At 65.0% G+C, this 16,866-nt stretch carries 19 protein-coding genes; 11 read left to right on the top strand and 8 right to left on the bottom strand.

The window, feature by feature from the left end:
• Nucleotides 1–326 precede the first annotated feature (326 nt).
• Nucleotides 327–1,526 carry an MFS transporter gene (locus tag YH64_RS29065; protein WP_046807781.1) on the bottom strand — a complete coding sequence of 400 codons (1,200 nt, stop codon included), beginning with the start codon at nt 1,524–1,526 and terminating at the stop codon, nt 327–329.
• Between the two features lie 111 nt (nt 1,527–1,637).
• Between YH64_RS29065 and YH64_RS29060 the strand changes: the two genes are divergently transcribed.
• From YH64_RS29060 to YH64_RS29050, 3 genes are all read left to right on the top strand, one after another.
• Nucleotides 1,638–2,582 carry a GlxA family transcriptional regulator gene (locus YH64_RS29060; RefSeq protein ID WP_046807794.1) on the top strand — a complete coding sequence of 315 codons (945 nt, stop codon included), beginning with the start codon at nt 1,638–1,640 and terminating at the stop codon, nt 2,580–2,582.
• Between the two features lie 142 nt (nt 2,583–2,724).
• Nucleotides 2,725–3,483, top strand: coding sequence for an SDR family oxidoreductase (locus tag YH64_RS29055; protein WP_046807782.1), 759 nt, complete (start codon nt 2,725–2,727; stop codon nt 3,481–3,483).
• 72 nt (nt 3,484–3,555) lie between these two features.
• Nucleotides 3,556–4,764, top strand: coding sequence for an MFS transporter (locus YH64_RS29050; protein ID WP_046807795.1), 1,209 nt, complete (start codon nt 3,556–3,558; stop codon nt 4,762–4,764).
• 74 nt (nt 4,765–4,838) lie between these two features.
• On the opposite strand, the gene YH64_RS29045 is transcribed toward YH64_RS29050, so the two are convergent.
• Both YH64_RS29045 and YH64_RS29040 read right to left on the bottom strand, forming a co-directional pair.
• Complete coding sequence (locus YH64_RS29045) at nt 4,839–5,168, bottom strand: YciI family protein (protein WP_046807783.1); 330 nt, start codon at nt 5,166–5,168, stop codon at nt 4,839–4,841.
• Between the two features lie 107 nt (nt 5,169–5,275).
• The gene (locus YH64_RS29040) at nt 5,276–5,776 is read right to left on the bottom strand and encodes a hypothetical protein (RefSeq protein WP_046807784.1); all 501 of its coding nucleotides are present in this window, start codon (nt 5,774–5,776) and stop codon (nt 5,276–5,278) included.
• A gap of 269 nt (nt 5,777–6,045) precedes the next feature.
• On the opposite strand from YH64_RS29040, the gene YH64_RS29035 reads away from it, so the two are divergent.
• From YH64_RS29035 to YH64_RS29025, 3 genes are all read left to right on the top strand, one after another.
• Nucleotides 6,046–6,633, top strand: coding sequence for a TetR/AcrR family transcriptional regulator (locus YH64_RS29035; RefSeq protein ID WP_046807785.1), 588 nt, complete (start codon nt 6,046–6,048; stop codon nt 6,631–6,633).
• A 137-nt stretch (nt 6,634–6,770) separates the two neighbouring features.
• Nucleotides 6,771–7,286, top strand: coding sequence for a hypothetical protein (locus YH64_RS29030; RefSeq protein WP_046807786.1), 516 nt, complete (start codon nt 6,771–6,773; stop codon nt 7,284–7,286).
• A 66-nt stretch (nt 7,287–7,352) separates the two neighbouring features.
• Nucleotides 7,353–7,991 (top strand): hypothetical protein, encoded by a 639-nt coding sequence (locus YH64_RS29025; protein WP_143215601.1) that lies wholly within the window; start codon nt 7,353–7,355, stop codon nt 7,989–7,991.
• A gap of 94 nt (nt 7,992–8,085) precedes the next feature.
• Here YH64_RS29025 and YH64_RS29020 read toward each other — a convergent pair whose 3' ends face one another.
• Both YH64_RS29020 and YH64_RS29015 read right to left on the bottom strand, forming a co-directional pair.
• Complete coding sequence (locus tag YH64_RS29020; RefSeq protein ID WP_046807788.1) at nt 8,086–8,622, bottom strand: ATPase AAA; 537 nt, start codon at nt 8,620–8,622, stop codon at nt 8,086–8,088.
• 12 nt (nt 8,623–8,634) lie between these two features.
• Nucleotides 8,635–9,534, bottom strand: coding sequence for a LysR family transcriptional regulator (locus tag YH64_RS29015; RefSeq protein ID WP_046807789.1), 900 nt, complete (start codon nt 9,532–9,534; stop codon nt 8,635–8,637).
• 113 nt (nt 9,535–9,647) lie between these two features.
• Here YH64_RS29015 and YH64_RS29010 point away from each other — a divergent pair, with 113 nt between their 5' ends.
• Complete coding sequence (locus YH64_RS29010; RefSeq protein ID WP_046807790.1) at nt 9,648–10,526, top strand: aldo/keto reductase family oxidoreductase; 879 nt, start codon at nt 9,648–9,650, stop codon at nt 10,524–10,526.
• A gap of 13 nt (nt 10,527–10,539) precedes the next feature.
• On the opposite strand, the gene YH64_RS29005 is transcribed toward YH64_RS29010, so the two are convergent.
• Nucleotides 10,540–11,817: a M20 aminoacylase family protein gene (locus YH64_RS29005; RefSeq protein ID WP_082134693.1), complete on the bottom strand. Its 1,278-nt coding sequence runs from the start codon at nt 11,815–11,817 to the stop codon at nt 10,540–10,542.
• An 8-nt stretch (nt 11,818–11,825) separates the two neighbouring features.
• Complete coding sequence (locus tag YH64_RS29000; RefSeq protein WP_046807791.1) at nt 11,826–12,809, bottom strand: tripartite tricarboxylate transporter substrate binding protein; 984 nt, start codon at nt 12,807–12,809, stop codon at nt 11,826–11,828.
• Nucleotides 12,810–12,917: 108 nt separating this feature from the next.
• On the opposite strand from YH64_RS29000, the gene YH64_RS28995 reads away from it, so the two are divergent.
• A complete protein-coding gene (locus tag YH64_RS28995) occupies nt 12,918–13,919 on the top strand; it encodes a LysR family transcriptional regulator (protein WP_052946148.1) in 1,002 nt (333 codons plus the stop codon).
• Here the strand turns inward: YH64_RS28995 and YH64_RS28990 are convergent.
• A complete protein-coding gene (locus YH64_RS28990) occupies nt 13,916–14,446 on the bottom strand; it encodes a GNAT family N-acetyltransferase (protein ID WP_046807792.1) in 531 nt (176 codons plus the stop codon). The genes YH64_RS28995 and YH64_RS28990 overlap by 4 nt on opposite strands.
• 189 nt (nt 14,447–14,635) lie before the next feature.
• On the opposite strand from YH64_RS28990, the gene YH64_RS30695 reads away from it, so the two are divergent.
• The 3 genes from YH64_RS30695 to YH64_RS28975 all read left to right on the top strand — a co-directional run.
• On the top strand, nt 14,636–14,887 hold the full coding sequence (locus tag YH64_RS30695; RefSeq protein ID WP_082134694.1) for a hypothetical protein: 252 nt from the start codon (nt 14,636–14,638) through the stop codon (nt 14,885–14,887).
• A gap of 155 nt (nt 14,888–15,042) precedes the next feature.
• Nucleotides 15,043–15,471 (top strand): DUF2231 domain-containing protein, encoded by a 429-nt coding sequence (locus YH64_RS28980; protein WP_046807793.1) that lies wholly within the window; start codon nt 15,043–15,045, stop codon nt 15,469–15,471.
• Nucleotides 15,468–16,866 (top strand): sorbosone dehydrogenase family protein (locus YH64_RS28975; protein ID WP_143215600.1); only part of this gene is annotated, 1,399 nt, incomplete at its 3' end. The genes YH64_RS28980 and YH64_RS28975, both read left to right, overlap by 4 nt.

Raw genomic sequence — 16,866 nt, 5'->3', positions numbered from 1 at the left:
TGGTTGGCCTAACGCGAATACCGGGGCGTCGGTCGGTGCTGCCGTCAAACGCCCGCACCGGCTGCCGGCGATTGTTCATGAAGCCATGCGCCGGGCTCGGTCAATATCGGGGTAATGCAATAACCGTGCCATGAAACCGAATCTTAAAAATAGACGCGCGATATCAATGGCTTGCGGCGAAATTGGCGGACTTGTAGTGGCATGCGGTCGGTGCCATGCCCGGAAAACGCCCGTTTTTCACGAGAAATCGAGCCAGATATGACTCGATTAAAAATAACCTGCGTTTTATCAACGACTTATAGCGGGCCAGATTTGGCCCGATTGGGTCAGATCTGGCCCGGTTGCAGGTTTCGCCGCAAGCGCTCCGCATACACGACCAGCGGAATTGCGCAGGCCGCGCAGGCCGCCATGACCAGGAAGCCGCCCGGCGCATAACTGCGATACAGCGCGCCGCCCAATTGGATGCTGGCAAACATGAACACTCCGCCGGACAACAGCGCGTACAGGGCGATTGCCGACGTCTTGTGCGCGGCGGGCACGTGTCGCGTGATGTACCACATGATGGCTGCGTTGTTGCCGGCCAGCGTGAAGCACTGCAACAGCTGCAAGGCGCCGATCAGCGTCGGGTCCGTGGTGACGGACAAGCCCGCCCAGCGGATGGCCGACATGAACGCCGACGCCAGGATCAGCCACTGGGCGCCGCTGCGCGCCAGGATCTTGGGCGCCAGGAAGAAGAACAGCACTTCGCTGCCCACGCCAACGACCCAAAGCAATGAGATCAATGCGGTCGACAGGCCGCTGGCCGTCCAGTAGAGCGTGGAATAGGAATACAGGAAACCATTGCTGGCCTGCACCAGCGAGGCAGCGCCGATACACATCAGCAACGGCCGATCACGCACGACCTCCAGCATGGGCAGGCGCGCGCGGGGTGCGGCCATGGCCTGCGTCGGCGTCCCGGAACCGGGCTGCGCCGCCTGCGGCAGCAGCCGAACACATGCCAGGCACGCCACGATCAGCAGCATCGACAGCCACATCACCCAGTTGGCATCGAAAGTCTTGATCAGATAGCCGCCTGCCACCGTCACCGTCGCAAAACCCAGCGACCCGCATGCCCGCATGACGGTGTACGAATTGCCCTGCGCGCGGCCGCTGGCAATGGCCATGCGGTCCATTAACGGCAGCACCGCGGGAAACACCGCGTTCAATACCAAGGTGACGCCCAGCAACCAGCCCGGCGCGTGCATGAACGGATAGCAGATGAACAACACCAGCGAGGCCGCCAGCGCGGACGCAATCAAGGCGTGCGCGCGGCCGGTCTGGTCGGCCACGTGCGCGACAACCGGTGTGGACAGGATCTTCGGCAGGAACGACGTGGCGACGATCAGCCCGATCATCGCCGGGTCCAGGCCACGGCTGGCCAGCCAAAGAGGAAGAAAGGGGATGCTGACGCCCTGCAAGCCGTAATACAGGAAATAGAATCCGTGCAACGCGATGGCGCCTTGTCTGGCGTCGGGATTGCCGCGCATAGCGATGGGTGAATCTGGCGGGGAGAAGCGGCGTAGGATACTCCTTTCGGAATGTGTCCGGTCGCGGCGCTACAGGCGGATACGCGACGCGTTTTTTTGAAGGGAAGCATCATGCGGCAGGTGGGTTTGATCCTTGAAGACGGCTTCCAGCTGATGGGCCTGGCGGCGCTGTCGGCGTTTGAACTGGCCAATGCCGAGTTGGGCGATGACGGATACCGGTTGACGGTGTTGTCCGAGCAGGGCGGCACCATTCGGTCGTCGATGAATGCGGGTATTGAAACGACGCCGTTCGGGGTCATACCGGACACGCTGATGGTGGCGGGGCAACTGGTGCCTCAGGAAATTTCGCCCGGCGTGCGCGCGTATGTGGCGCGGGCGGGCATAGACGCCCGGCGGGTTGCCGGGGTCTGCACGGGCGCGTTTGTGCTGGCGCAAGCCGGCTTGCTGGATGGCCGCGCCGCCACCACCCATTGGGCTCACGCGCGCACGCTACAGGCGCGCTTTCCAAAGGTGCGGGTGGATGAAGATCGCATCTTCGTTCGTGATGGCAACGTCTGGACATCGGCGGGCATGTCGTCGGCCATCGACCTGACGCTGGCGTTGATCGAAGAGGACCACGGGTCGACCCTGTCCCGCCTGCTGGCTCGCAAGCTGGTCGTGTACCACCGCCGCCACGGCGGTCAGTCGCAATTTTCGGCGCTGCTGGCGCTGGAGCCTCGCTCTGATCGGGTCAAGCGCGCGCTGGCCTATGCCCGCGAAAACCTGCGCAACGCCCTGTCTGTCGAGGAACTGGCCGAAGCGGCCAGCTTGTCGCCGCGTCAGTTCAGCCGCGTATTTCGGGAAGAGACGGGGCGGTCGCCGGCCAAAGCGGTGGAGATGCTGCGGCTGGAGGCCGCGCGCGTCATGCTGGAAGACGGGCGGTACCCGCTGGAAGTCGTCGCGCGCGACACCGGGTTTGCTGACCGCGACCGGATGCGGCGCGCGTTCCTGCGCAACCTGGGCCAGCCACCGGCCAGCGTCAAGCGCGGCCTGGCGCTGATGCAGGATGCCGCCTGACCGCCCGAGCGCATCAGCGCGTGGGGGCGGGCTGCGGTCGTCATGTCCGTAAATGCCGGATCTACGACATTTAAGACTTCATCCGAACCGCGCATAGTTCGTCCATGGAAGGCGCCATTCAGGTGCCACTCAAGGACAAATCATGCAAATGACGGGCAATACGATCTTCATCACCGGCGGCACCTCGGGCATTGGCCGCGCGCTGGCGGAACAGTTTCATTCGCTGGGCAATAAGGTCATCGTCGCCGGGCGGCGCCAAGCGCTGCTTGACGAAGTGGCCGCCGCCAACCCCGGGATCGATGGCGTGGCGCTGGACATTTCAGACGCTGCCGATATCGAACGCGTGGCCGCGCAACTGATCCGCGACTATCCCACGCTGAACGTCGTGATCAACAACGCGGGCATCATGCCGTTTGACGATCCCTCGGGCCGGATCGACGACGCCGTCTCGCGCCAGATCCTGGACACGAACCTGCTTGGGCCCGTCCGACTGACCTCGGCACTGGTCGAGCATCTGAAGGCCCAGCCGCGCGCCACCATCATCCACAACACCTCGGTGCTGGCCTACGTGCCCATCGCCACCAACGCGGTCTACTCGGCGTCCAAGGCGGCGTTGCATTCGTACGCGCTGTCGCAACGCTTCATGCTGCGCGACACCAGCGTCACCGTGCAGGAAATTGCGCCGCCGTGGGTCGATACCGACCTGATCAAAAAGAGCGGCGACCCGCGCGCCATGCCGCTGGACGCCTTTATCGCCGAGACGATGACCGGGCTGGCAACGGATGCGCCGGAAGTGTTCGTCGAGGCAATCCGCGCCTTGCGCGACAACCCCGGCCTGGGCGAACACGCGTTGGTGCACGGCTTCAACGCCGAAATCGCCGCCAATCCCATTCCCGTCTAAGGCAAGGCATGTCTGCCGCCGGGGCCGCGTTTGCGCGACGCCGGCGGCAGCGCCTATCAGGAGCACCGCGTTATGTCCGCGTCACTTGCGCAAGACTCGCGCGCCGTCTTGCTGCCCGCCGGCTTCCTGGCCCTGGGCACATTCGCCATCGGCACCGAAGGCTTCATGATCGCGCCGCTGCTGCCGGTCATGGCGCAGGACTTTGCGCTGCCCGTGCCCACCGTCGCCTTGCTGGTCATCATCTTCACATTGGTGCTGGCCTTGTCATCGCCCGTGGCCACGGTGGCAACCGGGCGTATGGCGCGCAAGCAGGTGCTGCTGGCCGCCATGAGCTTGTTCGCCATTGGCAACGTTGTGGCCGCGCTGTCGTCGTCGTTCGCCGTGCTGATGCTGGCGCGCGTGCTGATGGCGATTGCGGCGGGGCTGTATGTGCCGGCCGCCAACGGGCTGGCCGGCGTCATCGTGCCGGTGGCGATGCGCGGGCGCGCCCTTGCCATCGTCAGTGCAGGGCAGACGCTGGCCATTGCGCTGGGTCTGCCGCTGGGTGGGCTGATCGGGCATGCCTTCGGCTGGCGCGCCACCTTCTTGCTGGTGGGCGCGATGAGCGTCGTGGCAATCGCGGGCATCCTGACCGGCATCGAGCGCGACGCGGGGCAGGGCATCGCGGTCGCAAGCCTGCGCCAGCGCGTGTCCGTGGTGCGCCAACCCGCCGTGCTGCGTTTGCTGGCGGTGAGCTTGTTCTGGTCCATCGGCGCGTTTACCGCCTATCCGTACCTCGCCGAATACTTGAACGCCGTGTTGGGCTTCGGGCCGTTGGAGATCACCGCGTCGGTGTCGTTGTGGGGGCTGTCGGCGGCGGCCGGTGTCATGACGGGCGGGGTCCTGAACGACCGCTTCGGACCTGACCGCGTGGTGCGCGCATCGCTGATGTTGCTGGGGCTGGCGTTTGTGGTGCTGGCGATTGCGGCGTTGCCGATGGCGACGGCGTTGTCCAGGGGCGTCTTGCTGGGCCTGGTGCTGCTTGCCGTCGCTTTGTGGGGCTTCACCGTGTGGTCGTTCTTTCCGGCGCAGATGGCAAGGCTGATCGGGGCGGGCACGCCGTCGCAAGCGCCTGTCGCGTTGGCGCTTAACACTTCGACCATGTACTTCGGGTTTTCGGTGGGCAGCGCTTTAGGCGCGGCGGTGTTGGGCGCCGGCGCCATCTGGGCGATTGGGGCGGTGGCGGCCCTGGCCGAAACGATCGCCCTGGGCGCGAACGCAGCGCCAGGCCGCAAGGCTTGACGTCATCCGGTCTGGTCCGCGGCTGCCGGCAAGAGGCCGTTGCCGTGAACAAGCCCCACCCGGCGGGCGATGCGCTAGGTTTGTTCCAGCGGCCAGACTTCGACCACGCCGTGCGCCACCGCGCATGGCGTTTGCGACACGATGGCGATGGCCTGGGCCAGGTCAGCGGCTTCGATGATGGCAAAGCCGGCCACGGGCAAGGGCGACTGCAAGTAGGGGCCGTCCGTGGTTTCCACCCCGGCCGCGCCGGTGTTGCGCACTTGCACCGGCGTGCCCGCAATGCCCATCAGCACGCCTTCTTTCTGCAATTGCGCGTCGTGCGCGTGCGCGGCGTCTCGCAGGGCGACCGGGGTGCGGTCGTAACCTGCCTGGTCGCCATATCCTATCGTCACGAATTTAGGCATGAGAAGTCCTTTGCAGAGGGGGGACGAGACGCCGAACCGCTAATCGCCGAAGCGCGGGTACGCCGATACGCCGGAACGCCGGAACGCCGGATCGCCGGAACGACCCTTCAGCCCTGTTTGCCGAAACCGCCGCTGGCCCATTCCGATGCGCGCTGCACGGTCAGCTTGTACGTCGGCGGCACGTTGACCTGGGCCAGTTGTTCGCCGGATTCATCGTACGCGCTTAGCACGGCGTAAGGCTCGTCTTCGTCGGGCACGATGTCCAGCTTGACCGTCAAGCGGCCCGCCTCGGCGTCGATCTTCACGCTTTTGTGCAGCGTGGCATGCAGCTGCTGTTCGTGGCGGCGCAGCACTTCGTTGGCGGTCTTTACCAGGGTGATGAAGGCGGGCGAATCAAGCGGCTTGGGGTTTTTCTTGTCGCGGCCCATGGTCCAGGGCCCGACCAAGGCCGGCTCGGATTGCCCGTCCATCGTCATTTCGACGGCCCAGCCGTCGTCTTCCTCGTTCTTGATGATCCGGGCGGTCCAGCCGTCATCGCGCCAAAGCCTGGGCTCCTGTTCCTTGCGGGCTTCGGGGCTGTCAGGATCGGGTAGGCGGGTGTCGTTCACTGCGGTGTTTCTCCAGGATTTCGGGGCTCGACGTCCAAAATTTTGTCGGCCCCCCGGCACTGTAGCCTAACGAACCCGCGCGGTCCTGCCGGGTGGGATGTTTGAAGCACCCCGGGCAAGGAAGGCGCGCGGTGCCCAGTCGCTTGCTGACATGAATCCATCGGCACGAAATTGTTGACTCGCAACCGACCAACTAGTAGATTGGCTTCCATGCGCGCCCCTGCCGAATATTCCAGTAGGGGCCTACTCGTAAACCGAACTGGAAATCCATGAGTTTGGAACTCTCGCCCAGAGCCCTTGAAATTGTCGAGCAGACGCGATTGCTGCTTGCCGCCGGTGGCTATCACGGGTTCAGCTATGCCGATGTGTCCGAAAAGGTTCACATCGGCAAACCCAGCATCCACCATCATTTCCCCACCAAGGAAGACCTGGTCCTGAGTGTGGTGACCGTGCACCGTGAACAGGCGCGCCAGGGGCTGGCCAAGCTTGACCAGCACGTTGAAGATCCGCAAGCCCGCTTGACCGCCTACACGGAATACTGGGCCACGTGCATCCGCGAGGGCACCATGCCCATGTGCATATGCGCCATGCTGGCTGCCGAGGCGCCCTTGATTCCCAGCGCCGTCGCCGCTGAGGTCCGCGCCTATTTTGCCGAGCTGGTAGCGTGGATCGGTTCCGTGCTGGCCAGCGGGGCGGCCAAGGGCCAGTTCCAATTGCGCGACAAGGTCGAGGCCGAAGCGCAGGCGTTCATGTCGATGGTGCACGGCGCGATGTTGACCGCGCGCGCGTTTGGCGACCCCAAGGTATTCGAATCGATTTCACGCGCCGCCATCAAGCAGTTGAGCGCGGCGGGCTGACAGTGGAATGCGCGCACCTCGGGGTGCGCGCCGTTGACCGTTAACACCCCCGCATTTGCAGTGCCGCTTTATTCCGCTTTTTTTTGCCCTGATGGCCGACCAACTAGTCGGTTTGTTCCCTGTCTGGAGTCCTTGCCATGCCACATCCTATTTCCACCTTGGGCGCCGCCCACACCCTCATCAGCCTTGTCCCCGCCGTTGTCGGCCTGTACAGCTTTGCGCGGTATCGAGGCATCGACCCCGCAACGCGCACGGGCAAGCTGTATCTGGGCGGGCTGCTATTGGCCGTGCTGACGTCGTTCGGGCTGTCCAGCTCTGGTGGCTTCAATGCCGGGCATGCGTTGGGAATCCTGGCGTTGCTGGCGGTGTCGGGGGCGTTGCTGGCGCCGCGCCTGTCCTGGTTGGCGCGGTCGCGTCCCTATCTGTCGCAGCTGGGATTTTCGTTCAGCTTTTTCTTGATGTGGGTGCCCGGCATTGCCGAAACGCTGACGCGCCTGCCCGTTTCCCATCCGCTTGCCGATGGCCCGCAATCGCCTCTGGTGCGCGGCGCGCTAGGGGTGTGGTTGGCGATTTTCGTGGTGGGGTCGGCGGCGCAGTTGTTGTGGATGGCAGCCCAACGCCGCATGCCCGCCAAAGCCGCCGGGCGACCGTAGCGCTGCAACCGAAGCCGACATTTCCGGGGCACGACCCGTCGCCCACGCATCACCAAGGAGGCCGCCATGACTGCCCGCGCTATTGATCCGACCGGCCAGGTCCGTATCGCCGATATTCAGCGTCCATACGTTCAAGACCGCTACATTCATGACCCTTACCGCAGCGAACGCCTGCGGGCGCCAACGCGTGCCGCCTCTTCGACGCAACCGCCTCCGACCTCCTACGCGCGGATCCAAGCCGCGCAGGGATCGGTCGCGATGGCGGCTGGGGCGCCCCTCGCGCCCGCCGCCCATCGACCCGCCGGCGTTGATGCTGCTCAGCCCCCCGCGTCCGTCGACGCGATGCGGGATCAATACACGGCCCATTGCCTTAAAAACGCCATCCAGGCCTACCACGATCAGCAAGCCCGGCTGGATGCGCGTTCCGTCGCGGCCAATCGCCAGCTGCGCGACGAGCAAACCGCCTTGCAAGCGCGGGCCGACGCGGCGCATGACCTGGGCACGATCCAAGGCCTGCTGCCGTACCAGGCCTATCGATTTTCCGCTGGCGTGGCGGCCGTGCTGCCGCCGCCTTTTACGGCCGCCGCGGGCATGCCGCCGTTGAGGGTCGGGCCGGTCGGTACCGCCGCAAAACCGCGCCACAGTACCGACGACACGTTCGGCGCCGACCCGCATCGCCGTGGTCGGCAACGGTCGGGCGGGTAGGGCGGCGGGTCGGATATTGCGCCGGACGGGCACCATTACGTGGGCCCCGTGCCCCGTGCCCCCCGTGCACTACGGGTGCTACCGCAACACGGCGCTACGCCCGACCCGAAAGCCCTTCCATCTTGTAAAACCGATTCAACGCATCGGTCGATGCAAGCTTGATCTTCGGCAGCTCAATGCGCTCGTACATTTCGGCATATCGCTTGCGGTTGGCCGGCGTCACCACGGTGATATGGCGGATCATTCCCCACTTCACCGAATCCTTTCCGCCTTCCAGCGCGCCGCGCCGATCACGTTCGAGCCACGATCGGCGCAGGTATCGGATAAGGCTCGTCATGGTCGGTACTTCCAACAGGATAAAGCCCGTGGCGCGTTCCAGCCGCAAGGCAAGACTGCCCGTGTAATTGCCTTCCATGATCCAGCGGTCTTGCAAGATCGCCTGCCCGTGCAAGTGCAGAAATTCTGCCTGGGGGCGCGGCTCCCAATCGGTATTCGGCTGGTGAAAAAGCTGGTCCAGATGTATGGCGGGTAACCCCAGCTTGCGCGACATCGCCTCGGCAAGCGTGGACTTTCCGCTGTTTGATGGGCCCATCAGGCAGATGCGTGGACCAAGTTCTTCAAGAGTGGTCATTTCAGGTTTGCGCTACCAGCGCACTGTTTGGACAAAGTCGACGAAAGCGCGCAGCGGCGCCGGCAGATAGCGGCGCCCGGGGAAGTAGAGCGACGGGCCGTTGAAGCCGGGCCACCAGCGTTCCAGCACGGGCGCGAGCTCGCCACGATCGATGTAGGGTTGCAGCCATTCCTCAAAAAGGTAAACCACGCCGGTGCCCGCAACGGCCGCATCCACGGCAAGGTCGGCCGCCGCGCCCAGGCCCACGATCAAGGGGCCCGTCACGTCCACCGTGACGGTTTTGCCCTGTTGCTCGAAGTCCCACGAGGGCATGGCGCCGCTGGAAAAGCGGCCGCGCAGGCAGATGTGCTTGCGCAGATCTTCAGGGCGACGCGGGCGCCCATGCTTGGCCAGATACGCGGGCGACGCCGCGACGGCCATGCGCTGGCGCTTGGGGCCGATCGGAATCGCCACCATGTCCTGGTCCATGCTTTCTTCGTAGCGAATGCCCGCATCGCAATCCGATTGCAGCAGGTCCACAAAGCGGTCCTCGACAACGACCTCAAGGCAGATCTCCGGGTAGGCGGCCAGAAACGGGGGGACGATGCGCGGCAGCACCAGCTTGGATGCCGCCAGCGGCACATTCAGCCGCAGCCTGCCCGCCGGCCGATCACGAAAGTGATTGGCCACGTCCAGCGCCGATTCCACCGCGTTAAGCGCGGGCGTCAGCTGTTCCAGCAAGCGCTGTCCGGCAACCGTCAGCGCGACGCTGCGCGTCGTTCGGTTAAGCAGCCGCAAACCCAGCCGCGTTTCCAACCGGCGCACCGCTTCGCTCAATTGCGATGCGCTGGCCCCGGTCATGCGCGCAGCGCCACGAAAGCCGCCATGCGTGGCAACGGCAACAAAGGCGCTGATGTCTTGAAGGTCGACCACGGCGTTTCTCGATTGTTCGGATTTCCGCACAAGCTGTGCGATTGTGCCAGATTGTCGCACGGCCAATCCAGGCCTAGACTGCCAGGCATTCACCCCCGTTCAAGGAATACCCCATGACCCAAGCCCAACAAGCCGGCACCTACCGCCTGGCCGAATTCAACGTCAACCGCCTTGGCTACGGCGCCATGCAACTGGCCGGCCCACACGTGTACGGTCCGCCCAAGGACAAACAGCAGGCTATCGCCGTCCTGAAGGAGACCGTGGAACTGGGCATCAACCACCTGGACACCAGCGATTTCTACGGGCCGCACATCACCAACCAACTGATCCGCGAAGCGCTGCATCCGTATCGCGACGACCTGGTCATCGTGACGAAAGTGGGGGCGCGACGCGGCGCCGATGCGTCCTGGATACCCGCCTTCTCTGCCGCTGAACTGGAGTCGGCCGTGCACGACAACCTGCGTAATCTGGGGCGCGACGTGATGGACGTCGTCAACCTGCGCTTGATGTTCGACGTGGCCGGCCCGGCGGAAGGCGACATCGAAGCATCCATGACCACGATGGCCGAACTGCAACGCAAGGGCCTGGTGCGTCACATCGGCCTTAGCAACGCCACCGCGCGGCAAGTGGAGCAGGCGCGCGGCATTGCCGACATCGTTTGCGTGCAGAACCAATACAACCTGGCCCATCGCGGCGACGGCGCGCTGATCGATGCACTGGCCCGCGACGGCATTGCCTACGTGCCGTTCTTCCCGCTGGGTGGTTTCTCGCCGCTACAGTCGGCGGTGTTGTCGGACGTGGCGAACAAGGTGCAAGCCACGCCGATGCAGGTGGCGCTGGCCTGGTTGCTACAGCGTTCGCCCAACATCCTGTTGATTCCGGGTACCTCGTCGGTGAAGCACCTGCGCGAAAACGTCGATGCCGCCGCGTTGCGCTTGAGCGACGATGACATCCAGGCGCTGGATGCCATCGCGCCGGAACCGCGCCAGTGAAAGGGGGCGCGCGCTAGGCCCGCGCGTCTGCATTACCCAGGAACCGCTGCGCCAGGCGCACGAAATACGCGGCCCCCAGCGGGATTGCTTCATCGTTGAAGTCATACGACGGGTTGTGCAAGCGGCAAGGCCCGGGCCCGTGCCCCGCGTCCCGATGCGCGCCCGCGCCGTTGCCCAGCAGCACGTAGCAGCCCGGTCGTTCGGCCAGCATGAAAGAGAAGTCCTCGGACCCCATCAGCCGGGCAAGGTCATCCGACACGCGCTCTTGGCCCGCGACTTCACGCATGACCTCGACCGCAAAGCGCGTCTGTTCCGGGTCGTTCACCAGCGACGGATAGCAGCGTTCGAAGGTCAGCGTGGCCGTGCAGCCGAACGTGGTGGCGGCACCGTTGGTGATTTCTTCGATGCGCCGCTGGATCATGTCCAGCGTGTCGTCGCGGTGCGTGCGCACCGTGCCGCCCAGCCACGCCGCTTGCGGGATGACGTTGACCGCGTCGCCGCCGTGGATCTGCGTGACGGACAGCACCGCCGGTTCGTCGGGCGCGCGGTTGCGCGAGATCACGGTTTGCAGCGCCAGCAGGATGTGGCCGACGCAGACCAACGGGTCGACGCCCAGTTCCGGCTGCGAGGCGTGCGCGCCCTTGCCCGTGATGTCGATGCGAAAGCGGTTGCTGGACCCCATGAAAGGCCCGGCCCGCACGCCGAAGCTGCCCACGGGCAGGTCCGGCCAGTTATGCAGCGCGAACACCGCATCGCAGGGGAAGCGGTCGAACAAGCCGTCCTGGATCATGGCGCGCGCACCGGCCTGGCCGCCTTCTTCGGCGGGCTGGAAGATGCAGTGGATGGTGCCGTCGAACTGCGCGTGCCGCGCCAGGTACCAGGCCGTGGCCAGCAGGATGGCGGTATGGCCGTCGTGACCGCAGGCGTGCATGCGGTTCTCGTGTTGCGACTTGTGCGCAAAGGCGTTGGCTTCGGGCATCGCCAGGGCGTCCATGTCGGCGCGCAGGCCGATGCGGCGCGCGCCCGTGCCGCGCGTCAGCGTGCCGACCACGCCGGTGCCCCCGATGCCGGTCGATACTTGCCAGCCCCAGGCGGCCAGTTCGCGGGCGACGAGCGATGCGGTGCGGTGTTCTTCAAAGCCGATTTCCGGATGCGCGTGCACATCGCGGCGGATGGCCCGAAACGCCGGGTTGGCGCTGATGGTGGCAAGTATGTCGGCGGCGTCGGCGGCGTCGGCGGGGGCAATGCCGAGGTTGTCGCGGCCGGCGTCGGGGTCTTGGTGGGTCGTCATGCGGTTCCTCAAGGCTGCGTCGGAAGGTTCAAGGCGCGCAACGCGGTGACGTCGTCACGGATGCGGGCATCGAAGCTGGCTTTGTCGTAGGCGGTTGCCGACTCCATGCCCATGGCCAGTACGCGTTCGCGCACCTCGGGCTTGTCCATCACGGCGGCAAGCGCGTCGCGCACGCGTTGCAGGCGCTCGGGCGGCACGCCCTTGGGGGCCAGCACGCCCACCCAGCCGACCATCTCCATGCCTTTGACCGTCTGGCTCTCGTTGATGGTGGCCAGGTCGGGGTAGGCCGCCAGGCGCTGGCGGCTGATCACGCCCAGCGATTTGATGCGGCCTTGTTGCAGATGCGGCAGCGCGGTGGGCGGCGCCATGACGGCCATGTCGATCTGCCCGCCCAGCAGGTCATTGACCAGCGGCGATGCGCCCTTGTACGGCACGTGCAGCATCTTGGTGTCGGTGCGGCGTTGCAGGTCTTCAACCACCACCTGCTGAAACGTGCCTTGGCCCGGGCTGCCATAGCTCAGGCTTTCCGGGGCGGCGCGCAGCGCCTGCACGACCTGATCGATATTCGATTGGGGAAGATCCTTGCGGGCCACCAGAATCAGCGGCGACGTGAACACCAGCGACACCGGGTCGAAACTGTCCGTGGCATACCGCAGGTTGCGATTGACCAGCGGCTGCAAGACCACGTCGTTGATGCTGCCGGCCAGCAGCGTCGTGCCGTCGGGCTTGGCCTGCGCCACGCGGCCCGCGCCGATAGCGCCGCTGGCGCCGCCCACGTTCTCGATGACTACGGTTTGGCCCAGGCGTTCGCTCAGTTGCGGGGAAATCGCCCGCATCACGGCGTCGATCGATCCGCCGGCTGGGAAGGGGATGATGATGGTGACCGGCTTGTCGGGCCAGGTTTGCGCTTGCACGGGCGCCAACCAGGCCCCCGCGATCAGCGCTGCGGACAGCGCGGCGCGAACCCGCGCGCGACGGAAAAAGTGCAGCATTTCAAACCCCTTGTTTTGTTGGTGTCAGGCCGCTATTGCGCCTTGAATAGCTATACTTGAAAAGTGAAATATCAATAAAAGATATGCCGTTTCGGAATAGCTGAATCCATGCGTAACGCCACCGCCACCGCCACCCCCACCCCCGGCAGCCCGTCTTCTGCCGCCACGCTCTTTAACCGCCTGATTGCGCGCACCCGGCTGCGGCATTTGCAGCTGATCGTGCTGGTGGCCGAATTGGGCAGCGTGCAGCACGCAGCCGCGCAGATCGGCCTGACCCAGTCGGCCGCCACCAAGATGGTGCTGGAAGTAGAGCGCGTGCTGGAAGCGCGCTTGTTCGAACGACACGCGCGTGGCATGCGGCCCACCTTTGCCTGCCGGGATTTGCTGCCGTTGCTGCGCAATGTGATGAACAGCCTGACCGGTTGCGCGGAGTCTCTGGCGGCGGCGGGCGCGGGCTTTGAAGGCACGGTGCGCGTGGGCGCGATCACGGCTGGCGTCAGCGGCGTCATCAACCCCGCGCTGCCCGAGTTCTTTGCCCGGCAGCCGCAGGTTCGTCTGGAATTGTTCGAAGACGCGTTGCCGGTATTGCTGGGTCGTTATGCGGATGGCGAACTGGATTTTCTGGTTGCGCGCGAACCCGCGCAGCTGGCGCCCGATTCCCAATTCCAGGCATTGCTGGCCGATATCTGCGTGGTGGCCTCGGGGCCCGGGCACCCGCTGCTGGGCCGCCGCAATCTGCAACCCGCCGATCTGCTGGCCTACCCCTGGGCCAGCCCACCGCTGGATAGCCAGACCTATCGCGCGTTCGAGGCGCTGTTCGCCGAATGCGGGGAACTGCCGCCCCAGCAACCGCTCAGCACGCGCTCATTTGCCACCATGGTGCATTACCTGCGCGCCAGCCAGGCCCTGATGATGGGCCCCTTGAGCTTCGTGCGCGAAGGCCTGGATTCCGGCGCGCTGGCGCGGCTGGATTGCACGCTGGCCGACACCTTGCCGCCGTTGGGCCTGGTCAGCCGTACCGAACCGCGCAACCGTAGCGTGGCGGCTTTCCAGGCGCATCTGTTGGAGACCCATGCGGCCCGCCGCCCCGGATCGCAACGCGCGGGCTAGGGGATGACCGAGTAGATGGACGCCGGCACCGGGCCTCCGTGCAGTTGCAGCCGATTGCGCGCGGTGCATTCAAATTGCGCGCCTGCCTTGCGCGCCACCGCCTCGCTTGCCACGTTGCCCTGGGCAATCACGATCTCGACGCGGTGCATGCCCAGGGTGTTAAAGGCGTAGGGCAGCATCGCCCGCACCGTGCGATGCGCGACGCCTTGCCGTTGGGCCGACTGCCTTACCCAGTAGCCCAGATTACAGAACAGGTTCTGCTGATTGATCGCGTTCAGCCCCACGCCACCCAGCAGCCGGCCAGCGTCTTCCGAGAACACGCCGAACTCATGGCCCGTCTGCGCATCGCGGCTGGCGCGGCACATCGCAAACCAGTCCAGCGCGTTTTGCTCGGAAAACGAAGCCGTGCACCACGGCATCCAGCGGCCGACGGTATCGACGGATTCCCGTGCGGCATTCGCGAAATCTTGGGCGTCGGTATCGCGGAATTCACGGAACAATAGGCCTTGGAAAACGAAGGGCTGCATGGCTTTTTCTTTGGGCGGATTGGAGGCAACGGTGGAACATTATCGCTAAATGATTGCGCGTTGCGGGCGGCCGTTGGCGGCCTCTGCGCGCTGACGCAGCCCGGCATTGCGAGTAAGGTAGCGGTTTACACGCTTAAGGCCTGATTGCCCGGCACATCGGCCTGTGCCGCCAGCAGGAAACCGATCATCATGCAGATTCTTCGTTCAGCAGTGCGGTGCGTCATTGCCCCGCTTTGTTTCGCGGCAATGGCCGCTTGCACAAGTCAGCCCGCGCGGCAAACCGATATGGACTATCACAGCCGGCCGTCTTCCACGACGCAGTCCGCAACCGGTAACCCGGGTTCATCAGGCCAGCGCCTGACCATACAGTCCGGTGAAGGCGAAAGGTTGAATCTACCTTGGTTCATCCAGGATACGCAGGACTGGGTCAACAGCAACTGATCGACCCAGCGCCGCCACGACACGCGGCGCCGCACACCGATTTCTGAAAACGCCCAGCCGATGCTGGGCTTTTTTGTTGTGGAGCCGGGAACGGCAATTGCTGCCGACGTCGATGTTTCCGCGCGCGAGTCCGCTACTTTAAGAGGCGATCAGACGTGACCCAACTTATCGAAAACAGATATGCCCTGACCGTGCACCCCGTGCCGGCAGTCTTCCTGGCGGGGATGTTCCCGTGGTTTCTAGGCGCCGCGCTGGCCGATGCCGCCTATGCGCAGTCTTTTCACATCCAGTGGAATAATTTCGCGTCGTGGCTGATCATCGGCGGCCTGGTGTTCGGCGGCATCGCGCTGCTGTTCGCCATCGTGGATCTTTTCCGGGCCTATCAGCGCGCACGCGGCATCGTTCCGTACACGGTGGTGCTGTTGGCCACCTGGGTGTTGGGCATTATCAACGCCTTGATCCACGCGCGCGATGCCTGGGCGAGCATGCCGCTGGGCTTGATCCTGTCGGTGATCGTGGCGGTGCTTGCGTGCGCCGCGATCTGGCTGGGCTTTCGCACGCCGTACATCAGAGGGGCCAAATGAAACACGCCAGCTTGCTTGCCGTTATCCCGCTTGCCGCCGCAGCCGGAATTTGCCTGGCCCAGGGCCAGCCGTCTCAGGTCGGACCCACGCCGGAACTACCCAAGCCCGAGCAGGGGCTGCTGCCTGACATGGTCATCGCCAAACCCGCGGACTGGGGCGACAAGATGCCCACGGTGCCAGAGGGCTACAAGATCACCGCCATCGCCAAGGACCTGAAAATACCGCGCCAGACGCTGGTATTGCCCAATGGCGACATCCTGGTGGCAGAGGGCAGGGGCGGCAATGCGCCCAAGCTCAAGCCCAAGGACGTCATTGCCGGCATCATCAAGGCGCGCGGCACCAGTTCGGTAAAAGGCGGCAACCGCCTGACCTTGCTGCGCGATGCCGATGGTGACGGCACGTACTCGGCCTCGACCTTCGCGGAAAATCTGGATGCGCCCTATGGCCTGGCATTGATAGACAACAAGCTCTATGTCGCCAACCAGGGCGCCTTGGTTCGCTTTGACTACCAACCGGGCCAGACACGGGCCAGCGGCCCGCCTGAAACCGTGACCGAGTTGCCGTCCGAGATCAATCACCACTGGACCAAAGCGCTGGCCGCCAGCGCGGACGGTCATCTGTATGTGGGCATCGGCTCTAACAGCAACATCACGGAACGCGGCATGGACGTGGAGGCGGACCGCGCGCGAATCTGGCAGATCAACGCCCGCACGGGCGAACACAAGGTCTACGCCACGGGGCTGCGCAATCCCACCGCGTTGACGATTGAACCGGGCTCCGGGCAGCTGTGGGCCGTGGTGAACGAGCGCGACGAGCTGGGTCCGAACCTGGTTCCCGACTATTTGACCGCCGTGCAGGCGGGTGCCTTCTACGGTTGGCCGTATAGCTACTGGGGGCAGAATATCGATGACCGCGTGCGCCCGCAAAACCCGGACAAGGTGGCGGCCGCCATCAAACCGGACTACAGCCTGGGCGCGCACGTGGCGGCCCTGGGCGTTGATTTTTCGTCCGAGGCGATGGGCGCGAAATTCGCCAATGGCGTGTTCGTCGGCGAGCACGGCAGCTGGAACCGTAGCGACCCGGTCGGCTACAAGGTCGTCTTTGTGCCGTTCCGCGACGGGCGCCCGTCCGGTCCGCCGCAGGACTTTGTGGCAGGCTTTCGGGATAGCGACGGCACCACGCGCGGCCGCCCGGTAGGCGTGACGGTAGACCCGAAGGGCGCGCTGATCGTGGCGGACGACCTGGCAAATGTGATCTGGCGTATTACGCCGACGTCGGAAGCGGGGGCGGGGGCAGGCAAAGGCCCCGGCACAGGCACAGGCACAGGCACAGGCACAGGCACAGGCACAGGCACAGGCACAGGCACAGGCACAGGCTCCGGTTCCAGCCCAAGCG

Origin of the sequence: Achromobacter sp. LC458 (assembly GCF_001005835.2) — a bacterium.
GTDB classification, from domain to species: Bacteria; Pseudomonadota; Gammaproteobacteria; order Burkholderiales; family Burkholderiaceae_B; genus Achromobacter; species Achromobacter spanius_B.
The sequence above is the reverse complement of the archived record's forward strand: the minus strand, read 5'-3'. Positions and strand labels throughout refer to the sequence as shown.